Raw genomic sequence first — 24,950 nt, forward strand, 5'->3', positions numbered from 1 at the left:
TCTCCTTCAGGCCACGTTGACGCGGACGGTTTCGACGACGTTGCGTAAATAGCCCGCCGGATTCCAGCGCGGCGCGTCCGGCTGGGTCTCGCCGCCATTGCCGGTGGCGCGGACCTTGAGCTCGTGGCTGCCGGCCGCGAGCTTCACCGGCAGCTTCCATTCGCGGAAGGCGTACTTGCCGAGGTCCTTGCCGAGCTTGGCGCCGACCCAGGTCTTGCCGCCGTCGGTGGAGACTTCGACCTCCTTGATGCCTTTGCCGCCATCGAACGCGATGCCGCGCAGGGTCACGGCTCCCGCCTTCAGCTTGGCGCCATCAGGGATGCTGGTGATGAAGGAGCGGATGGTGAAGCGGTTGATCGGGATCGTCGCCTTCGGCGCGGTGCCCGGCTCGACCGCGTTGTTCGGCGTGTCGGGGATGCGATAGGCCGACTTCATCCAGAAGCCGTCATAGACGTTGTCGATGACGGTGATCTCGTTGAGGTGCTTGACCCAGTAGGTGCCGTAATAGCCGGGCACGATCAGACGCAGCGGGAAGCCATTGAGGAACGGCAGGTCCTCGCCGTTCATGCCATAGGCCAGCATCACCTCGCCGTCGCTGGCGTGATCGATGTCGAGGGCCTTGATGAAATCCGGCGTCTTGTCGTTGACGGGCCCATCCATGCCGTTGAAGGTGACCTGCTTGGCGCCGCTTTGCACGCCGGCCATCTCGAGCACGCTCTTCAGCGGCACGCCGCGCCAGCGCGCGCAACCCATCGCACCGTTGGCGAGCTGCCCGCCGGCGACGCGCGGCTCGAAGAAGCCGCGACTGTTGCCGGAGCATTGCGCGACGGCGACGATCTCCGTCGGCTTCATTTTGCGGATGTCCTTCAGCGACAATTTCAGCGGCTTGTCGACCTTGCCCTTGACCTCCAGCGTGAACTTGTCGGGGTCGAGATTGTAGGGCAGGTCGGAGAGGTGGTAGCGCACAAAGAACGCGTTGTTCGGCGTGATCGGGCCGTCGTTGAACACCGCAAATGGCGTCTCGAGCTGCGGCGGCCGGCTGGTCAGGCCGATCATCGGCCGCTTCTGCGGATACTTCACCAGCGGCCGTTCGCCATTGGCGAAGGGCAGGGTCACGGTCTCGAGGGCCAGCGCCTTGGTGGAATTCAGTGTGGCCGCCATGGCGGCAAGGCCTGCTCCCTTGAGCAGGTCGCGTCGATCGAACATGTGGTCTCCTCCCGGAGCTTTTCTTCCGGCCGCGGTCATCACCACGGACCTGCGCACATCTGTCGTAACGATTTGAACGAAGTCAATTCGTGCTTTCGCAGCAAGCCCATGCCGCTGCGTTGCAGCAGGCCGGTGTTACGTGGCGATGAGGGGACTAGAGTAGTAACGGTAGCGTGCGCTCGACCTCTCCCGCTTGCGGGAGAGGTCGGCGCGCGCCGGGTGAGGGCTTTCTCCGCTGGGATTGTCCCGTTGCGGAAACACCCTCTCCCCAGCCCTCGCCCGCAAGCGGGGGAGGGAGCGCATCGAGCTTGCCGCTCGATCATCACGCCGCCACCCGCTCGCTGCGATCGACCAGCCCCGCCAGCTCCCTCGCATTCGCCACCACGCGCACCGCGAGCGGCTCGTCGCGGCCGCGGATGGCGACCTCCTGCTGCGGCAGGGCGTCCTCGGCAATATCAGCGGTACGGTGGACTTCTTCCGAGACGATCGCCTCGCAGGCCAGCGTCTTGGTCATGTCCTGCAGACGGGCCGCGACGTTGACGGCATCGCCGAGCGCGGTGAAGACGATGTGATCGCGATAGCCGATGTCGCCGATGATCACCTCGCCGCCGTGGATGCCGATGCCGAAGCGGATCGGCTGGCGCAGATCGTGGCTCAGGAGTTCGTTGAGCTCGTCGATATGCGTGGCAATTCCCGCGGCTGCCTTCATCGCCTGCCGGCAGGCGGTTTGCGGGTCGGCCGCGAGACCGAACAGCGCCAGCATGCCATCGCCGACAAACTGGTTCGGCTGGCCGCCGTTCTCGATCACCGCCTGCGACACCGCGCCGAGGAAGCGGTTGACGATGAAGACGGTGTCGAACGGCAGGCGCTTCTCGGCCAGCTGCGTCGAGCCGCGCATGTCCACGAACAGGCTGACGAGATAGCGCTCCTGGCCGATGCTGGCCGATGTCGTGGCCCCGTCCGCTCCATGCGTGTGAGGTGTGAAGAGCTGGAAGAAGGAGAGGTCCGACGTCGGGCGCAGCTGACAGGCCAGTCGGATCGACGGATCGGCGGTGCCGACGCGGTGGAGCACGAAAGCCTCGCGCTGCGACGGCGTGGGCAAGGCGCCATGATCGCCGATGATGCGGATGCGGCAGGTCGAGCAGCGGGCGCGGCCGCCACAGACGCTGGCATGCGGCACGTTATGGCGCAGGCTCGCCTCCAGCACGGACAGGCCCTTGGGGACCCGCACCGTCTTGCCGTTGCCGTAGGACAGCGCGATCATGCCGCCGCGCCGTTCGCGCAAGGCACGCGCGCCGCGCGCCGCCAGCACCAGTCCGAGCAGTCCGAAATAGCCGATGGTGAGACCGCCCGCGATGCGGTCGAGCGTGTTGCCTTCCGCAACCGTTCCGACCTGGCGGCGGGTGAGATTGTGCGTACGCCATTCGCCGTCGTCACTGTCGGCGGCGACGCTGCGGCCGCCCTGGTAGATGCCGAGCAACGAGAGCGTCGGGATCAGCACGGCGGCCGCGAGCAGATAGGGCGCCGCGCGCGTGAAGAACGGCTTCAGCCGAAGCCAGAAATAGACGCCGATGCAGCCGTGCACCCAGGCAATGAGCAGCAGGATCGTCATCTGCCAGAGCCGGCCCGGCGTCGCGACGAAGAACAAATAGAGCTCCTGCGGATAGAGCTTCTGGTGTCCGTACAGCGTCTGTCCGAGCCGCACGCCGATGACGTGGCCCATGACGAGGACGGGTATGCTGAGGCCGAGCACGAGCTGGAGCGGCTCGATCGTTCGCCAGCGGAACTGCCGGCGCTGATACAGCGCGTAGAGCCCGAGGCCCATATGGGTGAGTGCGGCCGTGTAGAACACGATCGCGACCGGGAGGAACTGCCAGAACAGGGTGTGATAGTAGACCCCGGTCTCCATGGCATCGACCGAGATGTTGCCGAGCGCGTGGTTGAGGAAATGACTGACCACATAGGCGAACAGGATGATGCCGCAAACGAGTCGCACCTGCCGCACGCCGGCGGCGCGGACGACTGACATCTGTCTGGGAGCGGTGGCCATGGTTGGATTGTATCAGTTCATGAAAGAGAACAGCCAGCGTAACGTTTAATTCCTGATGTGGACAGGTTGTGAGGTCACACGCCTGGGAAGCCGCCTCACACCCCGTCGTCATCCCGGATCGGCGCGCGCCTTCAGGGCGCGCTTGTCCGGGACGGCGCGGGAGAGAGCTTGGCCCACATTGACTCCCCCTTCCAAGTCGGGGAAAAGCGCGGCCGTGACGATCGCTCCCGACATCTCTGCGAAGCCGGACGGCGCCGAACGCCGTCTCATCCTGATTGCCGCAGCGATCATCGCCGCGATGACGCTGCTCCGCATCGTCTACGCCTCGGCCATCGAGCTGCGCACCGACGAAGCCTATTACTGGACCTGGTCCAAGGAGGCCGCGCTCAGCTTCCTCGATCATCCGCCCGGCATCGCCTGGCTGATCCGCTTCGGAACCGCGATCTTCGGCGACACCAATCTCGGCGTTCGCTTCGGCGGTATCGTCGCGATGCTGGTGACGCAGCTATTGCTCGCCGACATCGTCCGCCGCCTCACCCATGATGCGCGCGCGATCGTGTTCGCGGTGCTGATGCCGGAGGCCGCGCTGTATTACGGCCTGTTGATGGCCAAGGTCGCGCCCGATGTCGCCATGATCCCGTTCGCAATGGCGATGATGTGGTCCTTGGTGCGGCTCGCGCAAAGCGGCGACGGCCGCTGGTGGCTGGCGGCCGGCCTGTTCGCGGGCCTCGCGATGCTGGCGAAATTCACCGCGATCATGTTCGCGCCGGCGGTTGCCGCCTTTCTGCTGGTGCCGGATTGGCGCTGGCGCTGGCTGCGCAGTCCTTACCCTTATCTCGCCGTCCTGGTCGCGATCGCCGCGTTCTCGCCGGTGCTGATCTGGAATGCGCAGCACGACTGGGCCTCGTTCCGCTTCCAGGGCGTGCGCGCCACCGCCAATTACGGCATCTCGCTGCGTACGATCGGCGACTACATCGGCCTGCAATTCGGCCTGGTCGGCTTCGTCATGCTGCCGGTGGTGCTGACGGGCCTGGTGCTGACGGCATGGCGCGGCTATCGCACGCGCGAGCCGGTCGCGATCCTTTTGTCGACGGCAGTGCTGGTGCCGTTCGTCTACTTCTTCTTCAAGTCGCTGACGCTTCGCGTCGGCGACACCTGGCCGATGTTCATGTGGCCGGTCGGTTTTGCCGCCACCGCGGTCAACCTCGTCACGATGAGGAAAGAGGGATGGTCCGCCCGGATGCTGGAGACCTCGCTGTTCTGGGTCAGGACAGCGATCGTCTCGGGCATCGCCTTCGTCATCATCGTGTTCCTCTACTACGTTGCCGCGCCCTGGAATCTGCTCGGCAAGATCGACCCGATCGGCGCCGAGGCCGGCTACGCGCAAGTCGCCGCGCGGGCCCAAGCCGCCCTCGACGAAACAGGCGCGACCTGGATCGCGACCACGGATTATCGCACCTACGCCATGATGCGCTGGCTGTTCCGGGGCCGCGTGCCCGTGATCGAGATCAACGAGCGCGGCCGCTTCCAGGATTTCCGCGACCCCGGCATGGACCGGATCAACGGCCATGCCGGCATCTATGTCGGGCGCGAGCCGGACAACCGCGCATCGCTGTGGGAGAACATTCCGGCGAGGCGCGAGCAACTCGCCACGGTCGAACGCCGCTGGCGCGGCGTCGTGATGGACACCTATGCGATCGAAAAGCTCACCGGCTGGACCCCCCAGCTCTCGCCGCCAAAGGACTCGCCGCTGTTCCAGTGGAAGGTGTTGGCGGATGCCGGCCGGCGCTTGCGCTTTCCCTCCAGGCCCCTCAATGAGCCTGGAGCGGGAGAGTAAGCGGTCTACTGGACGAGATCGGCGACGGTGGTTGCGGCCTTGAGGCCGGTGCCGGTGAGAACCGCGACCGTGGTCTCGTTCGCCTTGATGGCGCCGGTTGCGGCGAGCTTGTCGAGCGCCGCAGCCGCGCTGGCGCTGGTCGGCTCGGCGAACAGGCCCTGGCGTGCGAGGCGGCGCAGCGCGGCGACGATCTCGTCCTCGCTGAGCGCGATGGTGCCGCCGCCGCTCTCGCGAAGTGCGGCAATGATCTCGCGCAGGCGGAGCGGAGTCTTGATGGCGGTGCCCTCGGCGACGGTCTTGCTCACCTCCCGCGCGACAGGCGTATCGACACCGGCCTTGAAGCTTGCATCGATCGGCGAGCAATTGAGCGGCTGCGCCGCGAACAGGCGCGGCAGCTTTGCGATCTGCCCGGCCTTCAACAGCTCGCGGAAGCCGAAGGCGCAGCCCAGCAGACTGCTGCCGGCGCCGACGGGAACGATGACATTGTCGGGCGCGCGGAAGCCGAGATCTTCCCAGATCTCGTAGGCCAGCGACTTGGTGCCTTCGAGGAAGAACGGCTGCCAATTGTGGCTGGCGTAGAAGGTCTCGCTCGATTGGCGGATGGCCTCGGCTTCGGATTCCTCGCGCGGGCCTTCCACGAGCTGCACGCTCGCGCCGTAGGCGCGCACCTGCGCGATCTTCGCCGGCGAGGTCGAGGCGGGCGCCAGAATCTTGACGCGCATGCCGCCGGCCGCACCCAACCCCGCCATCGACGAGCCGCCGTTGCCGGAGGAATCCTCCAGAATGGCAGAGATACCGATCTGCCGCAGGAACGACAGCATCACCGCCGAGCCACGGTCCTTGAAGCTGCCGGTCGGGTTGAACCATTCGAGCTTGAACAGCGGACGCAGATCACCCCAGTCCTGCTCGACCAGCGGCGTGCAGCCCTCGCCGAGCGTGATCGGCTTTGCAATCTCGACCGGCAGCGCCGCCCGGTAGCGCCAGAGCGACCGCGTCCGGACATCGACGTCCTCGCGCGAAATGCCGGCCCCCGGCATCACCAGCAGCGGCGTGCGCGCGTCCGAGCACCAGCGCGGCTGGTCCAGGGGATAGAGCTTTCCGTTGCGGGGATCGATGTAGCTGGCGGCGGGCATGGCAGTCTCCAGGGGCAGGGGCAGCGCGGTGCGCCGAACTTGAAGTCCGCCGCACGAAACGAAGCAACACCTCCTTGAAAACACGAAAAATAGAACTATTTCAATTCCTTAAACTGGCCTCACAGGCAAAGGCGGCGAGCGTGATGGGCGATGCCGGCAGGCCCGACGGCTATCGATGACGGGAATTTGGCCGCGAACGGCCCCGGTGCCCTGTCGCGATTAACTTGTCTGTCGTCGCCGGCCGCTACAATATGTTGGATTGAGCTTGCGCCGCCGGTTCGGCGTCGCAGGCGAGCCAGGCCCGTCCGAGCGGCGGGCCGTTGGCTTTTTGGGAGCCTGGACATGAGCCGTGCCAACCGTACCGACCACATCCGCCTGACCTCCCATCCGGAGCCGGGCCGGAAGGCCGCCTTTCCCATTCATTGGGGCGCCACTGATGCGCGCGCCCGCGGGCCGGTCATCGGTACGGTGTCGCGCGCCGGGGACCGCAACGTGATCGGCAGCCATGGCGGGTCCTATGCGATGTACCGGGCGCTCGCGGTCTCCGCCGGCGCGCTTGATCCGATTCGAAGGCCCGATCTCACCAACACCTTTCCGGCCGCGACCATCGGCCCGTTCCCGCAATGGAGCGATCCCACCAAGATCGTCGCGCTCGATCCCTGGGGGCATCTGGTCGCCGAGAACTTCCGCCAGGAGATCGCCGAGGGCGCGGACATCCGCCCGAGCATCGCGGTGACGCGGGCGCGACTCGACCTGCCGGAGATCCGCGACGCGCTCGCCGCAAAGCGGTTGCGCGCCGACGGCGAGGTCGTGCACGCCAATGGCAGCGTCTCGGTGGTGAAGATCGCGATCGATCCGGTGTGGTATCTGCCGGGCCTCGCCGCGCGCTTCGGCACCGGCGAGACCGAGCTGCGGCGCACGCTGTTCGAGCAGACCGCCGGCATGTTCCCGGAGCTGGTGACGCGCCCAGACATGAAGGTGTTCCTGCCGCCGATCGGCGGCACCACGGTGTACCTGTTCGGCGATGTGACGAAACTGCCGGACCATCGCACCAGGATCACCTGCCGCGTGCATGACGAGTGCAACGGCTCCGACGTGTTCGGCTCCGACATCTGCACCTGCCGGCCCTATCTGATCCACGGCATCGAGGAATCCGCGCGCGGCGCGCAGGAGGGCGGGCTCGGGCTCGTCGTCTACAACCGGAAAGAGGGTCGCGCGCTCGGCGAGGTCACCAAATTCCTGGTCTACAATGCGCGCAAGCGGCAGGAGGACGGCGATGCGGCCGCCGCCTATTTCGAGCGCACCGAATGCGTGGCCGGCGTCCAGGATGCGCGCTTCCAGCAATTGATGCCGGATACGATCCACTGGCTCGGCCTCAAGCGCATCGATCGCTTCCTGTCGATGAGCGACATGAAATACGACGCGCTGACCTCGCAAGGCATCGACATCGTCGAGCGCGTGCCGATCCCGCTGGAGCTGATTCCGGCCGATGCCCATGTCGAGATCGCCGCCAAGAAAGCCGCCGGCTATTACTCCACCGACATCGCGCCGGAGCAGTCCGTGAACGTCGTCGGGCGTTCGCTGGAAAAATACTGATCGCGATGGCCGACGCTTTGGAATCGCAGGCGCGCGCGCTGCTCACCGCAAAGGCGGTGCGCGCGCGCGCCGGGCAGATGCTCGAGCTCGGCCTCGCCGGCGGGCTCACTTATTTCACTGTCGATCTCGACCGCATCGATGGCGTCGCGGAGGCCGTGCTCGCGGTCACGCGTAGAGCCTATCCGACGCTCGACATTCCCTTTCATGCGCGCTGGCGGCACTTCGTGCTCGGCGGCGTCGACCGCTGGGCCCGGCTTGCCGATGCTGGGTGCTGGCCGGATCGCGCGGCGCGGGCGCGCGCCGAGTTCGACGTCGCCATCGTCAGCGTGCTGCTCGATGCCGGCGCCGGCGCGGCGTGGCGCTATCGCGACGCCGTGACAGGCGAAGCCATCGGCCGCTCCGAAGGGCTCGCGATCGCGAGCCTCGACATGTTCGCGCGCGGGCTGTTTTCGCGCGATGCGCGTGCACCGTTCAGGGCAGATGCGGAGGTGCTTGAAAGACTGCATCTTGCCTCACTCACGTCCGCCTTTCAGGTGACCGACGCCAATCCGCTGCTCGGCCTCGAGGGACGCACCGACCTGCTGCGGCGTCTGGGCAGGCAGGTCTCCGAGCATGCGGACGTGTTCGGCCTGCACGATACGCCGCGGCCGGGCGGGCTGTTCGATCATATCGCGGCGCAGGCGATCGGCGGCACTGTTGCTGCGCCCGCAATTCTGTCCGCGGTGCTGAACCAGCTCGGGCCGATCTGGCCGTCGCGGCTCGCGCTCGCGGGCGTCCCGCTCGGCGATTGCTGGCGGCATCCTGCGATCAAGGCGGACGACGGCACGGCAGGCCTCGTGCCGCTGCACAAGCTGTCGCAATGGCTGAGCTATTCGCTGATCGAACCGCTCCAGCGCGCCGGCCTCGAAGTGACCGACATCGACGGCCTCACCGGGCTCGCCGAATATCGCAATGGCGGCCTGTTCGTCGACCATGAGGTGCTGCGCCTGCGCGATGCCGCGGACGCCGAGCGCGAGCATGAAGTGGATTCGCTGCTCGTCGTGGAGTGGCGCGCGCTGACGGTCGCGCTGCTCGACCGGCTGGCGGAATTGGTTCGCGCCAAGCTCGGCCGCACGCCCGAGACGTTGCCGCTTGCGAGCATCCTCGAAGGCGGCACCTGGGCGGCCGGCCGCGCCATCGCATTTACACGCCGTCCCGACGGCTCGCCGCCGCTCAAGGTCATCAGCGACGGCACGGTTTTCTAAACCCTCTCCCCTTGTGGGAGAGGGTGCCTCGCGACGCGAGGCGGGTGAGGGGTATGTCTCCGCGGACACATCTCTCGCCTGAATTCGTGGAGACAACCCCTCATCCGGCGCTTCGCGCCACCTCCCACAAGGGGAGAAGGAAGAAAGGCAGATCATGGAAGGCGTCACGATCGTCGATCATCCGCTGGTGCAGCACAAGCTGACGCTGGTGCGCGACAAGTCCATCTCGACCAAGTCGTTCCGCGAGCTGATCAAGGAGATCGGCATGCTTTTGTGCTACGAGGTGACGCGCGACCTGCCGCTCACCGACACCGTGATCGAGACGCCGCTGGCGACGATGCATTCGGCCAAGATCGCCGGCAAGAAGCTGGTGTTCGTGCCGATGCTGCGCGCCGGCACCACCTTCGTCGACGGCATGATGGACCTCGTGCCGACCGCGCGCGTCGCCCATATCGGCCTCTACCGCCAGCCGCACAGCTTTGCCGCGGTGGAGTACTTCTTCAAATCGCCCTCCGATCTCAGCGAGCGCCTCGCCATCGTGGTGACGCCGGTGGTCGCCACCGCCAACACCACTGTTGCTGCCATCGATCGGCTGAAGGAGCGCGGTGCCAGGGAAATTCGCCTCGCCTGTCTGATTGCGGCTCCGGAAGGTCTCGAGCGCCTGCGCGGCCTGCATCCGGACGTGCACATCTGGACGGCCGCGGTGGATGAAGGTCTCGACGAGAACGGCTTCATCCTGCCGGGCCTCGGCGATGCCGGCGACCGCGCCTATGGGACGCGGTAAGTGCTGCGCGTTTTAGGAACAGCTTCGACCGCGCGAGGTTCTCCTGCTCTAACATGGAGAGCACGATGACCTATCAAGATGACGACCGCAGGGCCGACAGAGCGCGCCGCAACAGCCCGGTCGGCTGGGCAATCGGCGCGATCTTCGTGATCGCCGTGGTCGCCGCCGTCTTCTTCTACAATGGACGCGAGGTCGGTCCCCAAACCACGACCTCAAATCCGAACACGGCGCCGAACGTCACCACCGGATCAAATCCGCCCGCTACGCCGGCAAAGTGACGGGCCAGAGCATGATCCGGAAAGAGTGCGTAGCGGTTTTCCGAAAAGATCATGCTCAAACAAAAACCTAAAGCGCGATGACGATTTTTCCTGTTCGCATCGCGCTTTAGGGTAGGCCGTCACACCTTCCCGCTGCCGCAAATGCCCTTCAGGGCCTGCCACTCCTTATCGCTCAGCAGCGGCGGGCCGCTGGCGGGCCGATCCTCCGTCGTCATGCGTGCGAGGCGGTCCTCGGTCAGCGGATGGCTGGCGAGAATGTTCGACAGACCGGAGCCGCCCTCCTTGCCGGTGATGCGGAACATCAATTGGGCAGCAGGCTTCGGCGAACGGCCGAGCGCATGCATGATCTCGATCGCGAAAGTGTCGGCGCCGGTCTCCGCTTCGCGCGAATAGGACGCTTCGACCAGGCTGCGCGAGGCGAAGATCACGGCCGATGAGCCGGTGATGTCGCCGAACAACAGGCCGATCAGGAATGAGGTGCCGCCATTGTAGATCAGCCCGCGCATGTTGTCGTGATGCTTGAGATGGCCGAGCTCGTGGGCGAGGATGCCGGCAAGCTCGTCGGGACTCTCGGCCTTGTCGAGCAGCCCCTTCAGGACGAACACCTTGCCGCCGGGCAGCGCGAAGGCATTCGGCACCGAGGTCGGCAGCACGCCGGCCGTCATGGTGTCGTCGAGGCCGGCCGCATCGCGCAGGCGGTTGACGAGCTTGGCGAACGCGGCCTTGCCCGCGGGGTCTTCGCATACGCTGCGGCCGAAGATGGTCTTCATCTGGACCTCGGCCGCGTCGCCGATGCGCCGTTCGACAGGCTTCGGCACCAGCGGCGCGAGCCGGTCGGCGGCGAGCGGCACGCCGAACAGGACGACGCAGACGATGGAGACGGCGGCGGCAACCGACCAGCCCACGATCTTGGCGACGCCGCTGCGCGTCGTCCGGTGCTCGTCGAGACGCGTGCAGCGGGCGGCCACCTCCGCGGCGAGCGCCGCATCGCGGATCTCCAGCCGAGCCAGAGGCGGTGCGGACGTCGCAGCCAGGCGCAGGGTTCCCGGGGGACCGTCGGCGCGACGAATGTCGGCATAGGTCCAGCGAACGGGCGTTGCGCCGTCCTCGGCGATCTCGAGCGCATCGCCGAGGGTCAGCGTCACCTGCCGTCTGCGGCTCGACACGCCGTCGAAGAAGATGGTCGGCTTGACCGGCTGCGCCGGGGTCTCGGCAAACACGTCACTCACAGCTCAGAATCCCGCGACATCGAGTCCGTCGGCAAAGCCTTCGCCGAGCGCGCCGGCAAGCTGACCGCTGCCGCGCACGTCCGCCGCGGCCCAGATGTTGTGCACCTCGACGGTCTCCAGCACCTTGGCCCAAAGATCGCGCTGAAGATAGACGCGCATCACGATGTTGATGGCAAGGGCGAGTGCGAAATAGCCTGTTACCATCATCACCACCATTGGGATGCTCTTCGTCGCATTGTCGCCGGCGAAGATCTCCTCGGCCGGAACGCCGGTCAGCGCGACCACGAGCAAGGCGCTGCCGCCCATATAGGCCGCGAACGCGACTGTGAGCAGCATCCACCAGCCGATCACTTTCCAGTACAGGCCGTAGAAGGCGTCATGAGGCAGGTTCGAGGACAGGCTGACGCCACCGATGCGGATGCCGTCGAGCCACCAGCGCCATTCGCGCGCCTTGAACTCGGCATAGAAGAACGGTGCGAGCGGGAAGATGAAGAGCGCGATTGGGCTGAGCAGCCACAGCCACCAGCCCCGCTTGAAGAAGGTCCAGCCGTCGGCTTCGAAATCGCCGCGGAGATCGCCGTAATGGGTGTGCCGCATCTTATAGCGTTCGAGCGCAGCTGTGCGCCAGGGCAGCGCGAGACCGAGCGTCAGGAACACCAGCAAGCCCCACAGCATGGCGCGAAACGCGTAAGCCCAGCCCGAGCCGTCCATCCAGAAGCGGACGCCGCGCCAGACCGTGCGCGTCAGGCGGTAGCGCCGCGCGCGAAAAATCGCGAACTGGCCGAAAGCGTAGAAGGCGATGAATAAGGGCGTCGAGGCAAAGCCCTGCCAGCGCTCGAACTCGATGCCGATAAGAAAATAGGCGAGATAGATCGGCACCAGGATCGCGAGCGCGAATAGGAAGCCGACCAGGAGCTCCTTGGCCCGACCGGTATATTCGGCCGCATCGCCGTCGATCGCGGTGTGCGTCCACAGGTGACGGCGGATGTCGGTGACGAGCCAGAACCGGTAGAAGCCGAAGGTGACGAGCTCGAGCATGGCACCCTTGGTGACCGTTTTGCGGAACTCGGAGCGGCTGCCGGAGAAATCGACCCGCGTCGCCGGCAGCGGCGGAGGTAAGGGTTCGGACCCGATGGGGGTCCATTGCATGTCGTTCACGGCGGCAACCTCGGGATGCGGTCTTGATCCGGTCAAACTATAGATCAGAGGTTGGTCGGTCCCCAAGATGGCGGGGTTCGATTTACCTCGATTTCAGGGAGGTTCTTGCACGATTCTCCACCGCGAGGCGTGTCGGAGGTCACGTTCGTGTGGCGGCGTGACGGCCGTTCGACGCTCTCGTGAAGGTTGGATGTGGCAAAACTCTCCCTTGCCCCGGCGCCGACAACCGGCTGTAATTGCAAATCAAATACCGCAGCGCAGAATTCAACGACGCGCGGTTCATATCGAGGGAGAACGGTCATGCATGGGACCATCGAAAGCGCGGCCAAGCTCGACGCATTGCGCGAGCGCGCCATGTCGCTGCCGCTGGAGCAGTTCGATCCAGGCGACCCTGAGTTGTTCAGGACCGATACGTTCTGGCCTTATTTCGACCGGCTGCGCCGCGAGGATCCCGTGCACTATTGCAAGGATTCGATGTTCGGGCCGTATTGGTCGGTGACGCGCTACAACGACATCATGGAGATCGAGACCAACCATTCGGTGTTCTCCTCGGCCTCCGCGCTCGGAGGCATCACCATCCGCGACATCGATCCGGATCTGCGCCGCGAAAGCTTCATCGCGATGGACCCGCCGCGCCATGCCGCCCAGCGCAAGACCGTGGCGCCGATGTTCACGCCGACGCACCTGGACAATCTCGCCATCAACATCCGCAAGCGCTCGGCCGAGTGCCTGGACAACCTTCCCCGCGGCGAGGTGTTCGACTGGGTCGATCGCGTCTCGATCGAGCTCACGACGCAGATGCTGGCGGTGCTGTTCGACTTCCCCTGGGAGGATCGCCGCAAGCTGACGCGCTGGTCGGACGTCGCCACCACGATACCCGGGCCCGATGGCCTGGTCGCGACCGAGGACGAGCGGCAGGCCGAACTCGCCGAATGCGCGGCCTACTTCTCCCGCCTGTGGAAGGAGCGCATCGAACAGCCGCCGAAGAGCGACCTGCTGTCGATGATGGCGCATGGCGCCGCGACGCGCGACATGGATGCGAAGAACTTCCTCGGCAATCTCATTCTCTTGATCGTCGGCGGCAACGACACCACGCGCAACACCATGTCGGGCTCGCTTCTCGCGTTGAGCCAGCATCCGGAGCAATATCGCAAGCTGCGCGAGAACCCCGATCTGCTCGACAGCTTCGTGCCGGAGGTGATCCGCTGGCAGACGCCGCTGGCGCATATGCGCCGCACGGCGCTCTCCGACTTCGAGTTCCGCGGCAAGCAGATCAAGAAGGGTGACAAGGTCGTGATGTGGTACGTCTCGGGCAACCGCGACGAGGAGGTGATCGACAAGCCCTACGAGTTCATCATCGATCGCGCCCGCCCGCGCACGCACCTGTCCTTCGGCTTCGGCATCCACCGTTGCGTCGGCCTCCGGCTTGCCGAGCTTCAGCTCAAGATTATTTGGGAGGAGATTCTCAAGCGGTTCGACCATATTGACGTGGTCGGCGAGCCCAGGCGGGTCTATTCGAGTTTCGTCAAAGGGCTGGAAGAGCTGCCGGTCAAGATTGCTGCGTGAGTCAACTCCCTCTCCCGCTTGCGGGAGAGGGTTGGGGAGAGGGTGTCTCGACAACGGGACAATCCCCAAGAAGAGAAAGCCCTCACCCGGCGCGCGGGACGATGCTTCGCATCGCCCGGGACGCGCCGACCTCTCCCGCAAGCGGGAGAGGTGAGAAGCCAACTGGAGCCACGACGATGAACATCCAAGCGCCGGTTCAAGTGGACAAGGCCGAACGCATGCGCAGGGCCCGTGAGGAGGCCTATGCGACGCCGTTATCGCAATTCCACCCCGGCGCGCCCAGGCTGTTCCAGGACGACACGCTGTGGCCCTGGTTCGAGCGGCTGCGCAACGAAGAGCCGGTGCACTACTGCACCAACGCGCCGATCGAGCCGTATTGGTCGGTGGTGAAATACAACGACATCATGCATGTCGACACCAATCACGGCATCTTCTCCTCGGACTCCAAGCTCGGCGGCATCTCGATCCGCGACGTGCCGGAAGGCTACGACTATCCGAGCTTCATCGCGATGGACCAGCCCCGGCATTCGGCGCAGCGCAAGACGGTGTCGCCGATGTTCACGCCGACACACCTGGACGAGCTGGCAAAGCTGATCCGCCAGCGCTCGCAGACCGTACTCGACAATCTGCCGCGCAACGAGACCTTCAACTTCGTCGAGCGCGTCTCGATCGAGCTGACCACGCAGATGCTGGCCACCCTGTTCGACTTCCCCTGGGAGGAGCGGCGCAAGCTGACGCGCTGGTCCGACGTCTCCACCGCGCTGCCCAAGAGCGGCATCGTCGCATCCGCCGAAGAACGCCGCCGCGAGATGGACGAGTGCTACGCCTACATGTCGAAGCTGTGGAACGAGCGTGTTAACTCGGCGCCGCGCAACGATTTGTTGTCGCTGATGGCGCACAACGAGGCCACGCGCCACATGGACCCCGATAACCTCATGGGCAACATCATCCTGCTCATCGTCGGCGGCAACGACACTACGCGCAACACCATGACCGGCTCGGTGCTGGCGCTGAACGAGAACCCCGAGCAATACGACAAGCTGCGCGCCAACCCTGAGCTGATCGATTCCATGGTGCCGGAGGTGATCCGCTGGCAGACGCCGCTAGCGCATATGCGTCGCACCGCGCTCGCCGATACCGAGATCGGCGGCAAGCAGATCAGGAAGGGCGATCGCGTCGTGATGTGGTACGTCTCCGGCAATCGCGACGAGGAGATGTTCGAGAAGCCGGACGAGTTCATCATCGACCGCCCGCGCCCGCGCACGCATCTCTCCTTCGGCTTCGGCATCCACCGCTGCGTCGGCATGCGGCTCGCCGAGCTGCAGCTGCGCATCGTGTGGGAGGAGATGCTGAAGCGCTTCGACCGGATCGAGGTGGTCGGCGAGCCCAAGCGGATCTATTCGAGCTTCATCAAGGGATACGAGACGCTGCCGGTGCGGATTCCGGGGTAGGCTCTCTTCTCCGTCATTACGAGTGACGGCATCTTGTTCGCACGTGTCCCGGACGCGACGCAGCGCCATAGCGCGCCGAAGACGCGCGTGAACGCGCTTATGGCGATGCGGCGCAGAGCCGGGACCCAGCAAGCACGGACTCGCTGCAACTTGGGCCCCGGCTCTGCAGCGCATCACACCGGACGATGCTTCGCATCGTCCCGCGTGCTGCGCTGCGTCCGGGGCACGAGAGCGGTATGTCGGCGTCCCGGCCCAGCTATAAAATTCCGGCATGACAGCTCGCGCCAGATGCGAAGGCACGATGGCGCGCGGCTGTTCTACCACACCATCTAACTCAACTTGATGTCCCACACGCCGTCCTTGCGGCAGGCGGCGACCTCCTCGCGCAAAAGCGCGGTGATGGCGAGCGAGGCCGTCGAGGCCGGGCGGTCGATTGGAGAGGCAAAGATGAGCTCGCGCGTCATTGGCTTGGATACCGGTGCGGTTTCCAGCCGCCCGTCCGCGACCTCGCCGTGGACAGAGGACGGCGGCAGCAGCGCGAAGCCGAGGCCCTCCTCGACCAGGCTCGTCAGCACGCGGAAGGAATCCGCTTCCAGCTGGACGTCGAGCTTGATCTTGCGCTGGGCCGCGGCGTGCTCGATCAGCGCGCGGAGACCGTGGGAATGAGAGGGCAGCACCAGCCGCTGCCGCAGCAGCCAGCCGATGTCGACGCTCTTCTTGCGCGCCAGGCCGCAGCCGCGCGGACCGACCGCGACGATGTTGTCGCGCCCCAGGCTCTGCACGTTGAGATGCAGGTCGGCCGACCGGCCGTAGAGGATGGCGAGATCCATCTCGCCGCGATGCAGCCATTCGACCAGATGGCCGCTGTAGCTCTCGACGATGCGCAGCGAGATGCCGGGAAATCGTTCGACGCAGCGCCGTGCAAAGCGCGCCGACAGCACGCAGCTCACGGTCGGAACCAGGCCAAGCACCACCTGGCCGGACGGCGGCCCCTTGGCCGACTGGATGTCGTCGCGGATCTGGTCGATCTGCCGCACGATGCCGGAGGTGCGCGCGAGCAGCAGGCGGCCGGCCTCGGTCAGCACCATGCCGCGGCCGTTGCGCGTGAAGAGTTCAGTGCGCAGCTCGTGTTCCAGCAGCTTGATCTGCCGGGAGAGCGCCGGCTGCGCCACGCGCAGGGTGTCGGAGGCCTTGGACAGGCTGCCGAGCTCCGCCACGCAACTGAAGGTCCTGAGCTGCCGGAAATCCATGCTTGCCAATCCTGGAAGGCTACTCCATACGCTATAACAAATGAGCATAGGGGGCGGGCATTGTTTTCACAACGCCCGTGGGTTGGCCGGCGTTATCTTAACTGCCGCTGAGAATTGGAAACGCCATGAGCCAAGAACACCACACTGAAGATTACGCCGACATCCGCGAGGCCGTTGCCAAGCTCTGCGCGCAGTTCCCCGGCGAATATTGGCGCAAGCTCGATCGCGAGATGGCCTATCCCAAGGCGTTCGTCGATGCGTTGACGCAGGCCGGCTATCTCTCGGTGCTGATTCCGGAAGAATATGGCGGCGCGGGCCTGAAGCTGTCGGCGGCCGCCGCGATCCTGGAAGAGATCCAGCGCGCGGGCTGCAACGGCGGCGGCTGCCATGCCCAGATGTACACGATGGGCACGGTGCTGCGGCACGGCAATGCCGAGCAGAAGGCGAAATACCTGCCGAAGATCGCGAGCGGCGAGTTGCGCCTGCAGGCGTTCGGGGTCACCGAGCCGACCAGCGGCACCGATACCTCCTCGCTGAAGACGTTCGCGCGCAAGGACGGCAACGACGGCTACGTCGTCAACGGCCAGAAGATCTGGACCAGCCGCGCCGAGCATTCCGATCTGATGGTGCTGTTGGCGCGCACCACGCCGAAGGACCAGGTCAAGAAGCGCACCGATGGCCTGTCGGTTTTCATCGTCGACATGCGCGAGGCCAGGAACAACGGCCTCGAGATCCGCCCGATCCGCACCATGATGAACCACGCCACCACCGAAGTGTTCTTCACCGACATGAGGGTGCCGGCGGAGAATCTGATCGGCGAGGAGGGCAAGGGTTTTCGCTACATCCTCTCCGGCATGAATGCCGAGCGTATCCTGATCGCGGCCGAATGCGTCGGCGACGCCAAATGGTTCATCGCCAAGGCGACGAATTACGCCAAGGAGCGCGCCGTGTTCGGCCGGCCGATCGGCCAGAATCAAGGCATCCAGTTTCCGATCGCCAAGGCCTACGCCTCGATGCGCGCGGCCGAGCTGATGGTGAAGGAAGCGACGCGCAAATACGAGGCCGGGCTCGATTGCGGCGCGGAGGCCAACATGGCCAAGATGCTGGCGGCGGACGCGTCGTGGGAGGCGGCGAATGCCTGCATCCAGACCCATGGCGGGTTCGGCTTTGCCGAGGAATACGACGTCGAGCGCAAATTCCGCGAGACGCGGCTCTATCAGGTGGCGCCGATCTCGACCAATCTCGTGCTGTCCTTCGTCGCCGAGCACGTGCTCGGCATGCCGCGCTCGTACTGAGGTCGCGCCATGGGAGCACTTGACGGGATCAGGGTGATTGCTGTCGAGCAGGCGGTGGCGGCGCCGTTCTGCTCCTCGCGCCTGGCGGATGCCGGCGCCGAGGTGATCAAGATCGAGCGGCCCGAGGGAGATTTCGCCCGCGGCTATGACGCGGCGGCCAAGGGCCAGAGCAGCTATTTCGTCTGGCTCAACCGCGGCAAGCAATCGGTCGTGGTCGATCTCACGACGAAGGAAGGCCGCGCCGAGCTGGAGAAGCTGATCGCGAGCGCCGACGTGCTGATCCAGAACCTCAAGCCGGGCTCGATGGACAAGCTCGGCTTCTCGCGCGAGCGGCTCTTGAAGGACTATCCCAAGCTGATTTCCTGTACGATCACCGGCTATGGCGACGAGGGTCCTTACGCGCACCGCAAGGCCTATGATCTGCTGATCCAGGCCGAGAGCGGGCTCGCCTCGATCACCGGCAATCCCGACGGCGCCTCGCGCGTCGGGATGTCGATCGTGGATGTGGCGACCGGCGCCACCGCGCATGCGGCGATCCTGGAAGCGCTGATCGCGCGCGGGCGCACCGGCAAGGGCGCCGACATCCGCATCTCCATGTTCGACGTGATGGCGGACTGGTGCACCGTGCCGCTGCTCAATGCCGAAGCCGGCAATCCGCCCAAGCGCATGGGCCTGCGGCATCCGTCGATCGCTCCCTATGGCGTGTTCACCTCCAGGGACGGCAAGGACATCCTGATCTCGATCCAGAGCGAACGCGAGTGGAAGACGCTGTGCGCGAAGGTGCTGGATCAGCCGGACCTGCCGGCCGATCCCCGCGTCGCCAACATGGTCGAGCGCGTGCGCAACCGCGACTTCACCGACACGACGGTGGCCGACATCTTCGGCAAGATGACGCGCGACGAGCTCTTGAAGCGGCTGTCGGACGCCGACATCGCCTTTGCCGAGATCAATACCATGGCCGATCTCGCCAGCCATCCGCATCTGCGCCGCATCGAGGTCGACACGCCGAACGGCCGCGTCAGCTATCCCGCGCCGGCGCCGATAATCGTCGGCGAGACGCGCTCTTACGGCGCCGTGCCCGCGATCGGCGAAAATCCCAAGAAGTAACAAGAGCGAGGCGTCATGACCGAGAAGCTCGACATCGATCATTTGCGGCAATGGATCGGCCGCAGCCAGGAGGCCACCGACATCGTCACCGCGCAGCTCGTCAAGGGTCTGCGCGCGACGCTGTTCCAGGAGGTCGGCGAGCCCAAGGCGGGCGACGCTGCACCGTTCACGGCGCACTGGTGCCTGGCGCAGCCGGTGTTTCCGATGTCGATGTTGGGGCCCGACGGGCATCCGACCCGCGGCGGTTTCCTGCCGCCGGTGCCGCTGCCGCGCCGGATGTGGGCCGGCGGCGAGATCGAGTTCCTGCAGCCGCTCTGCGTCGGCGATGAATCGACGCGAACATCGCGCATCGCAGATGTGCAGGTGAAGACAGGCTCGACCGGTACGCTGTGCTTCGTCTCGGTCGAGCACAGCATCTCCTCGCCGAGGGGCATCGCGATCCGCGAGCGGCAGGACATCGTCTATCGCGAGATGACCGGCAGCGCGCCGGCTGGCGGCAAGGCGCCGCCTCCGCCGCCGAAGGCGCAGCATCGCGAAACGCACGTGTCCGATCCCGTGCTGCTGTTCCGCTATTCCGCACTGACCTTCAACGGCCACCGCATCCATTACGACCGCGATTACGTCACCAAGGTCGAGGGCTATCCGGGCCTGATCTTCCACGGCCCGCTGCAGGCGGCGCTGATCGTCGAGATGGCGGCCAAGCTTCGTGGCGGCAAGGCGCCGAAGAAGTTTTCGTATCGCGGCGTGCAGCCGCTGTTCGAGGGCACGGAGTTCTCGGTCAACGCCAACGAGACCGAGACGGGGATGGAGCTGTGGACCGCGAACGCGGAGGGACAGCCGACGATGAAGGGCACGGCGGTGTGGTAGCTCCGTCATTGCGGGGCGCCTCGAAGAGGCGAACCCGGAATCTCGAGATTCCGGGTTCGATGCTTCGCATCGCCCCGGAATGACGCCTCAATAACAAGCACGCAGGGACGGAAACCATGGCCAAGAACGGCAAGACCGGCGGCAAGACCGGCAGCAAGTCCGTCACCGTCAAGCAGGCGACGCTCGATCTTCTGCGCGCCTTCGGCATCACAAAAGTGTTCGGCAACCCCGGCTCGACCGAGCTGCCGTTCCTGTCCGACTGGCCCGACGACATCGACTACGTGCTGGCGCTGCAGGAAGCTTCCGCGGTCGGCATGGCCGATGGTTATGCGCAGGCGACGCGCAATGCCGGCTTCGTCAATTTGCATTCGGCGGCCGGCGTCGGCAATGCGCTCGGCAACATCTACACCGCACATCGCAACCAGACCCCGCTGGTGATCACCGCGGGCCAGCAGGCGCGCTCGATCCTTCCCTTGCAGGCGTTTCTCTATGCCGAGCGCGCCTCGGAATTCCCGCGGCCTTATGTCAAGTACAGCGTCGAGCCGGCAAGGCCTGAGGACGTACCGGCCGCGATCGCGCGGGCCTATTACACCGCGATGCAGCCGCCGTGCGGGCCGACCTTCGTGTCGATCCCGATCGATGACTGGGCCCATGCCTGCGCGCCGGTCGAGGCGCGGAAAGTGAGCCGCGAGATCGGCCCCGAGCTGGAGCCGATGAAGGCGCTGGTTGCCGCGCTCGCCTCAAGCAAACACCCAGCGCTCGTCGTCGGCCCCGGAATCGATCGCGCCGGCGCGGTCGATCTGATGGTGCGGGTCGCCGAGAAGACCAAGGCGAGCGTCTGGGTCAGCCCGTTCTCGGCACGCTGCTCGTTCCCCGAGCGGCATCCGCAATTTGCGGGCTTCCTGCATGCTTCGCCGGCGCAACTCTCCGATGCGCTGCGCGAGCACGATGTCGTCGTCGTCATCGGCGCGCCGGTGTTCACCTTCCATGTCGAGGGTCATGCCGCGATCTTCGACGGCGGCGCGACCATCTTCCAGATCACCGATGATGCGGATGCCGCCGCGGTGACGCCATCAGGCACCAGCATCATCGCCACGATGAAGCCGGCGCTCAGCCTGCTGCTCGATCTGCTGCCGGAGAGCAAGCGCGCGGCGCCAAAAGGCCGCACGCTGCCGCCGGCGCCGCAACCCGCCGACCCGCTGCCGGTCGAATACCTGCTGCATTCACTGTCGCAGGCAATGCCGGATGGCGCGTCACTGGTCGAGGAAGTGCCCTCGCACCGGCCGGCGATGCAGAAATTCCTGCCGATGCGCGGGCAAGATAGTTTTTACACCATGTCGAGCGGCGGCCTTGGCTACTCCCTGCCGGCCGCGGTCGGCATGGCGCTCGGCAAGCCGAAGAGCCGCACGGTGTGCCTGATCGGCGACGGCTCGGCGATGTATTCGATCCAGGCGCTCTGGACTGCCGCGCAGCGCAAGCTGCCGCTCACCGTCGTCGTCATCAACAATTCCGGCTACGGCGCGATGCGCTCGTTCAGCCAGGTGATGCAGGTGCGCAACGTGCCGGGGCTCGAGCTGCCGGGGATCGATTTCGTGCGGCTTGCCGAGGGCATGGGCTGCCATGCGGTGCGGGTGACGAAGGCGGCCGAGCTGGGCGAAGCGCTGAAGCGCGGCATGGCGTATGCGGGCACGAGTCTCGTCGAGGTCGTCGTGGATTCCGCGGTGCCGCTGCTGTACGGGCAGAAGCATTGAGTTGCATGTAGCCCGGATGGAGCGGAGCGCAATCCGGGAATAGTGCCACAAGCCAAGTCGGCCCCGGATTACGCTTCGCTCCATCCGGGCTACGAACTGCTATACGGGCAGAAGCATTGACATCACGACGCCAGAAATCCCCCGTCGGCCGCCAGCACGTGCCCGACGACATAGGATGAGGCATCCGACGACAGCCACACCACGGCCTCGGCGACCTCCTCCGGGCTGCCCATCCGCCGCAACGGCAGGCCTGCGCTGACCGTCGCCACGTCGCCGACGCCGGCGCGCAGCATCATGTCGGTGACGACGCGGCCGGGGGCGATGGCATTGATGCGGATGCCGCGCGGCGCGTTCTCCATCGCCGCCGAGCGTGTCAGCGAGATTGCGGCAGCCTTGGAGGCCGAGTAGAGCGAGAAGCCGGGATTGGGATTGCGCACGCCGCTGACCGAGGCGTTGACGACGATGCTGCCGCGCCCCTGCGCCAGCATGACAGGCAATTGATGGCGCAGGCAGAGGAACAGCGCGCGGACATTGGTGTCGAACACGCTGTCGTAGATCTCCGTGCCCTGCTGTTCCAGCGGCGCGCGGCGCTCCTGGAAGCCGGCATTGTTGAAGGCAACGTCGAGCCGGCCGCAGCGCGCGACGGCTGTGGCGACGAGGCGCGCGACCTCGTCTTCCTCAGTGATGTCGGTCCTGAGCGCGATCGCCTCCGTGCCGAGCTCGCGGCACGCGGCAGCGGTGGCCTCGATCTCGGCCTCGCGCCGGCCGGCGACGACGACCGCGTCCGCCCCTTCGGCAGCCATCCGCAGCGCCGTCGCGCGGCCAATGCCGCTGCCGCCGCCCGTGACCAGGCAGACCTTGCCGCTCATCCGCACTCCGGTTGGCAAGGCTCCGCTCATGGTCCACTCCAAAACGCTTGCGCGCGCCGTTGCGCCGATATAGTTGTATGATACAACTATGTGGGCGGAGTCAAGATGGCCGAGCTTTCGCTGATCGACGACATCCGCGCCGCCTCGCGCCTGATGGTACGCGAGCTCGGCTTCATGGACGCGACGGTGGCGGCCTCGGGCTATCCGCCGTCGGCAGTCCACACCATCCTGGAGATCGGCATCCGCGGCCCGATGACGTCGGGCGAGCTCGGCGCTTTCCTGCGGCTGGAGAAATCCAGCGTCAGCCGTCTGGTGCGCAAGCTGATCGATTGCGGCGAGCTCAGGGAGACGCCGGACGAGGCGGATGCGCGCAGCAAGCTGTTGTCGCTGACGGCGAAGGGGCAGCGCACGCTTCAGGCCCTCCATGCGTTCGGCCGGCAGCAGGTGCGCGGCGCGCTGGCGACGCTGACGGAAGCCGAGCAGCGCACGGTGCGCGAGGGCATGATGCTCTATGCGCAGGCGCTACGAGCGAGCCGGGTGGGGGAGGAGGCGGAAGCGGCGGTGTGATGCAATGTAGCCCGAATCTACTCCGTCATTCCGGGGCGGTCCGCAGGACCGAACTAAGGTGCGCAATTGCGCACCTGACAATCTCGAGATCCCGGGTTCGATGCTGCGCATCGCCGCGGGATGACCTAACGGTCACTTCCCGAACTCTTCCCGCATCTTCGCCTGGATCTTGGCCATGCCGCCGATCCAGCGGTCGTAATTCTCGGTCTTCTTGCGCATGTAGCCGAGCACTTGCGGGTGCGGCAGGATCAGGAACGTCTCCTGCTCGAGACCGGCGAGCACGTCTTGCGCCACCTGCTCGGGCGTCAGGTCGCCGTCGGCGGATTGTGGGCCCTTGGGGATCGCGCGCAGCATGTTGGTATCGACGCCCTGCGGGCAGAGGATCGAGACCCTGATGTTGTGGGCCTTGTGCGAAATTGCGAGGCTCTCGGCAAAACCGACCGCAGCGTGCTTGGTCGTCGAATAGGCGGGGCTGCCGACCTGCGACAACAGGCCTGCGGCCGAGATGGTGTTGAGGAAATAGCCGCCGCCGCGCGCCCTCATGCGGGGGACGAGATGCCGCGCCGCGTAGACATGCGCCATGACGTGGATCGCCCAGCTGCGCTGCCACGGCTCGTCGGAAGCGCCACCAGCATTCTCCGACATCGGATCGAAGCCGCCGCCGATCCCGGCGTTGGAGCAGAACAGCGCGATCGGGCCGAATTGCCGCTCGGTCTCCTCGATGACGTGGACGATGTCCTTTTCCTGCGCGACGTCGCATTTGAACGCGGCCCCATCGACCATGGCCGCGACCGCTCTCGCATTGGCGGCATCCATGTCCGCGACCACGACCTTGGCCGCGCCTGCATTGTGGAAGGCCTCGCACAGCGCCTTGCCGATGCCGTTTGCGCCGCCCGTGACGACCACGACCTTGCCGGTCACCTGCATGCGACGTCTCCTCTCGTCTTATACCGCTTCGCGGAAACTTCTCAGCTCAACACGAGGTCGAGCACCGCGGTATAATGGCATGCCGCGCCGGCCAAGACAAAGCCGTGCCAGATCGCATTCTGAAAGCGCAGCCGCCGCCAGGCGTGGAAGAGCACGCCAAGGCTGTAGAGCAGGCCGCCGGCAAGGATGAAGCCCAGTACCAGCGTGGGCAACGCCCTGACCACGGCATCGTACAGCATCATGCCGCTCCAGCCCATCGCGAGATAGATGCCGACCGAGATGCGGTCGAACCGGCCGGGATAGAGCAGCTTCAGCACGATGCCGAGGATGGCCACGCACCAGACGCCGGCCAGCAGCACCAGCGCGAACACGCTGTCCTTCAGCTTCAGGATGAACGGCGTATAGGTCGCCGCGATCAGGAGATAGATCGCGGAATGGTCGAAGCGGCGCAGCAGCCATTTGGCCGGCGAGACCGGCCAGAGATTATAGGTCGCCGACAGCACCAGCATCGAGAGCAGGCCGGCGACATAGACTGAGACGCCGACGATGTCGGTGGCGTCGGCATAAACCGCCGTCAGCACCACCAGCACCGTCGCGGCAACGATGCCCGCAAGCAGGCCGATCCCATGGACGATGCCGTCGGCGATCAGCTCGGCGCGATCGTAGTCCCAGCCGATCGCGTCGGCTGCGGCGTGGACGGAAGAGGATGCAAGCTGCTTCAACTGGAAGACGGTCATGGCATTCCGGAAAAGGCTCGAGGCAATGCCCTCTGGATGGGTGTTACG

At 65.8% G+C, this 24,950-nt stretch carries 21 protein-coding genes; 12 read left to right on the forward strand and 9 right to left on the reverse strand.

Going from position 1 to position 24,950, the window contains the following annotated elements; genetic code table 11:
• Positions 1-6 precede the first annotated feature (6 nt).
• The gene (sorA, locus tag HZZ13_RS28815; protein WP_197962898.1) at positions 7-1,206 is read right to left on the reverse strand and encodes a SorA family sulfite dehydrogenase catalytic subunit; all 1,200 of its coding nucleotides are present in this window, start codon (positions 1,204-1,206) and stop codon (positions 7-9) included.
• Between the two features lie 322 nt (positions 1,207-1,528).
• Complete coding sequence (locus tag HZZ13_RS28820) at positions 1,529-3,256, reverse strand: adenylate/guanylate cyclase domain-containing protein (RefSeq protein ID WP_197962899.1); 1,728 nt, start codon at positions 3,254-3,256, stop codon at positions 1,529-1,531.
• 298 nt (positions 3,257-3,554) lie between these two features.
• On the opposite strand from HZZ13_RS28820, the gene HZZ13_RS28825 reads away from it, so the two are divergent.
• The gene (locus HZZ13_RS28825; RefSeq protein ID WP_246504584.1) at positions 3,555-5,093 is read left to right on the forward strand and encodes a glycosyltransferase family 39 protein; all 1,539 of its coding nucleotides are present in this window, start codon (positions 3,555-3,557) and stop codon (positions 5,091-5,093) included.
• 5 nt (positions 5,094-5,098) lie between these two features.
• Here the strand turns inward: HZZ13_RS28825 and HZZ13_RS28830 are convergent, their stop codons facing one another.
• Positions 5,099-6,226 carry a threonine synthase gene (locus HZZ13_RS28830; RefSeq protein ID WP_197962901.1) on the reverse strand — a complete coding sequence of 376 codons (1,128 nt, stop codon included), beginning with the start codon at positions 6,224-6,226 and terminating at the stop codon, positions 5,099-5,101.
• Positions 6,227-6,568: 342 nt separating this feature from the next.
• On the opposite strand from HZZ13_RS28830, the gene HZZ13_RS28835 reads away from it, so the two are divergent.
• The 4 genes from HZZ13_RS28835 to HZZ13_RS28850 all read left to right on the forward strand — a co-directional run bounded on the left by HZZ13_RS28835 (position 6,569) and on the right by HZZ13_RS28850 (position 10,128).
• On the forward strand, positions 6,569-7,822 hold the full coding sequence (locus HZZ13_RS28835) for a GTP cyclohydrolase II (RefSeq protein WP_197962902.1): 1,254 nt from the start codon (positions 6,569-6,571) through the stop codon (positions 7,820-7,822).
• Between the two features lie 5 nt (positions 7,823-7,827).
• Complete coding sequence (locus HZZ13_RS28840) at positions 7,828-9,066, forward strand: URC4/urg3 family protein (RefSeq protein WP_197962903.1); 1,239 nt, start codon at positions 7,828-7,830, stop codon at positions 9,064-9,066.
• Between the two features lie 154 nt (positions 9,067-9,220).
• Positions 9,221-9,850, forward strand: coding sequence for a uracil phosphoribosyltransferase (upp, locus tag HZZ13_RS28845; protein WP_197962904.1), 630 nt, complete (start codon positions 9,221-9,223; stop codon positions 9,848-9,850).
• A gap of 65 nt (positions 9,851-9,915) precedes the next feature.
• Positions 9,916-10,128: a hypothetical protein gene (locus tag HZZ13_RS28850; protein WP_197962905.1), complete on the forward strand. Its 213-nt coding sequence runs from the start codon at positions 9,916-9,918 to the stop codon at positions 10,126-10,128.
• Between the two features lie 119 nt (positions 10,129-10,247).
• Here HZZ13_RS28850 and HZZ13_RS28855 read toward each other — a convergent pair whose 3' ends face one another.
• Both HZZ13_RS28855 and HZZ13_RS28860 read right to left on the reverse strand, forming a co-directional pair.
• Complete coding sequence (locus HZZ13_RS28855) at positions 10,248-11,357, reverse strand: M48 family metallopeptidase (RefSeq protein WP_197962906.1); 1,110 nt, start codon at positions 11,355-11,357, stop codon at positions 10,248-10,250.
• Between the two features lie 3 nt (positions 11,358-11,360).
• The gene (locus tag HZZ13_RS28860; RefSeq protein ID WP_376707085.1) at positions 11,361-12,515 is read right to left on the reverse strand and encodes a YjgN family protein; all 1,155 of its coding nucleotides are present in this window, start codon (positions 12,513-12,515) and stop codon (positions 11,361-11,363) included.
• A 300-nt stretch (positions 12,516-12,815) separates the two neighbouring features.
• On the opposite strand from HZZ13_RS28860, the gene HZZ13_RS28865 reads away from it, so the two are divergent.
• Both HZZ13_RS28865 and HZZ13_RS28870 read left to right on the forward strand, forming a co-directional pair.
• On the forward strand, positions 12,816-14,081 hold the full coding sequence (locus tag HZZ13_RS28865) for a cytochrome P450 (RefSeq protein ID WP_197962907.1): 1,266 nt from the start codon (positions 12,816-12,818) through the stop codon (positions 14,079-14,081).
• 176 nt (positions 14,082-14,257) lie between these two features.
• Positions 14,258-15,532: a cytochrome P450 gene (locus HZZ13_RS28870; RefSeq protein ID WP_197962908.1), complete on the forward strand. Its 1,275-nt coding sequence runs from the start codon at positions 14,258-14,260 to the stop codon at positions 15,530-15,532.
• A 329-nt stretch (positions 15,533-15,861) separates the two neighbouring features.
• Here the strand turns inward: HZZ13_RS28870 and HZZ13_RS28875 are convergent, their stop codons facing one another.
• Positions 15,862-16,782 (reverse strand): LysR substrate-binding domain-containing protein, encoded by a 921-nt coding sequence (locus tag HZZ13_RS28875; RefSeq protein ID WP_197962909.1) that lies wholly within the window; start codon positions 16,780-16,782, stop codon positions 15,862-15,864.
• 125 nt (positions 16,783-16,907) lie between these two features.
• On the opposite strand from HZZ13_RS28875, the gene HZZ13_RS28880 reads away from it, so the two are divergent.
• From HZZ13_RS28880 to mdlC, 4 genes are all read left to right on the forward strand, one after another.
• The gene (locus tag HZZ13_RS28880) at positions 16,908-18,077 is read left to right on the forward strand and encodes an acyl-CoA dehydrogenase family protein (RefSeq protein WP_197962910.1); all 1,170 of its coding nucleotides are present in this window, start codon (positions 16,908-16,910) and stop codon (positions 18,075-18,077) included.
• Positions 18,078-18,086: 9 nt separating this feature from the next.
• Positions 18,087-19,184: a CaiB/BaiF CoA transferase family protein gene (locus HZZ13_RS28885; protein ID WP_197962911.1), complete on the forward strand. Its 1,098-nt coding sequence runs from the start codon at positions 18,087-18,089 to the stop codon at positions 19,182-19,184.
• 15 nt (positions 19,185-19,199) lie between these two features.
• Positions 19,200-20,051: an HTD2 family dehydratase gene (locus HZZ13_RS28890; RefSeq protein ID WP_197962912.1), complete on the forward strand. Its 852-nt coding sequence runs from the start codon at positions 19,200-19,202 to the stop codon at positions 20,049-20,051.
• Between the two features lie 116 nt (positions 20,052-20,167).
• Entirely contained in the window at positions 20,168-21,802 is a 1,635-nt protein-coding gene (gene mdlC / locus HZZ13_RS28895; protein ID WP_197962913.1) for a benzoylformate decarboxylase, read from the forward strand.
• Between the two features lie 122 nt (positions 21,803-21,924).
• Here the strand turns inward: mdlC and HZZ13_RS28900 are convergent, their stop codons facing one another.
• Positions 21,925-22,701: an SDR family NAD(P)-dependent oxidoreductase gene (locus tag HZZ13_RS28900; protein WP_197962914.1), complete on the reverse strand. Its 777-nt coding sequence runs from the start codon at positions 22,699-22,701 to the stop codon at positions 21,925-21,927.
• A gap of 75 nt (positions 22,702-22,776) precedes the next feature.
• On the opposite strand from HZZ13_RS28900, the gene HZZ13_RS28905 reads away from it, so the two are divergent.
• Positions 22,777-23,238 (forward strand): MarR family winged helix-turn-helix transcriptional regulator, encoded by a 462-nt coding sequence (locus tag HZZ13_RS28905; RefSeq protein WP_197962915.1) that lies wholly within the window; start codon positions 22,777-22,779, stop codon positions 23,236-23,238.
• A 132-nt stretch (positions 23,239-23,370) separates the two neighbouring features.
• Here HZZ13_RS28905 and HZZ13_RS28910 read toward each other — a convergent pair whose 3' ends face one another.
• Both HZZ13_RS28910 and trhA read right to left on the reverse strand, forming a co-directional pair.
• On the reverse strand, positions 23,371-24,165 hold the full coding sequence (locus tag HZZ13_RS28910; RefSeq protein WP_197962916.1) for an SDR family oxidoreductase: 795 nt from the start codon (positions 24,163-24,165) through the stop codon (positions 23,371-23,373).
• A 41-nt stretch (positions 24,166-24,206) separates the two neighbouring features.
• Entirely contained in the window at positions 24,207-24,902 is a 696-nt protein-coding gene (trhA, locus tag HZZ13_RS28915) for a PAQR family membrane homeostasis protein TrhA (RefSeq protein WP_197962917.1), read from the reverse strand.
• Positions 24,903-24,950 lie beyond the last annotated feature (48 nt).

The sequence above is a fragment of the Bradyrhizobium agreste genome, assembly GCF_016031625.1.
In the GTDB taxonomy this organism is placed as follows: Bacteria; Pseudomonadota; Alphaproteobacteria; order Rhizobiales; family Xanthobacteraceae; genus Bradyrhizobium; species Bradyrhizobium agreste.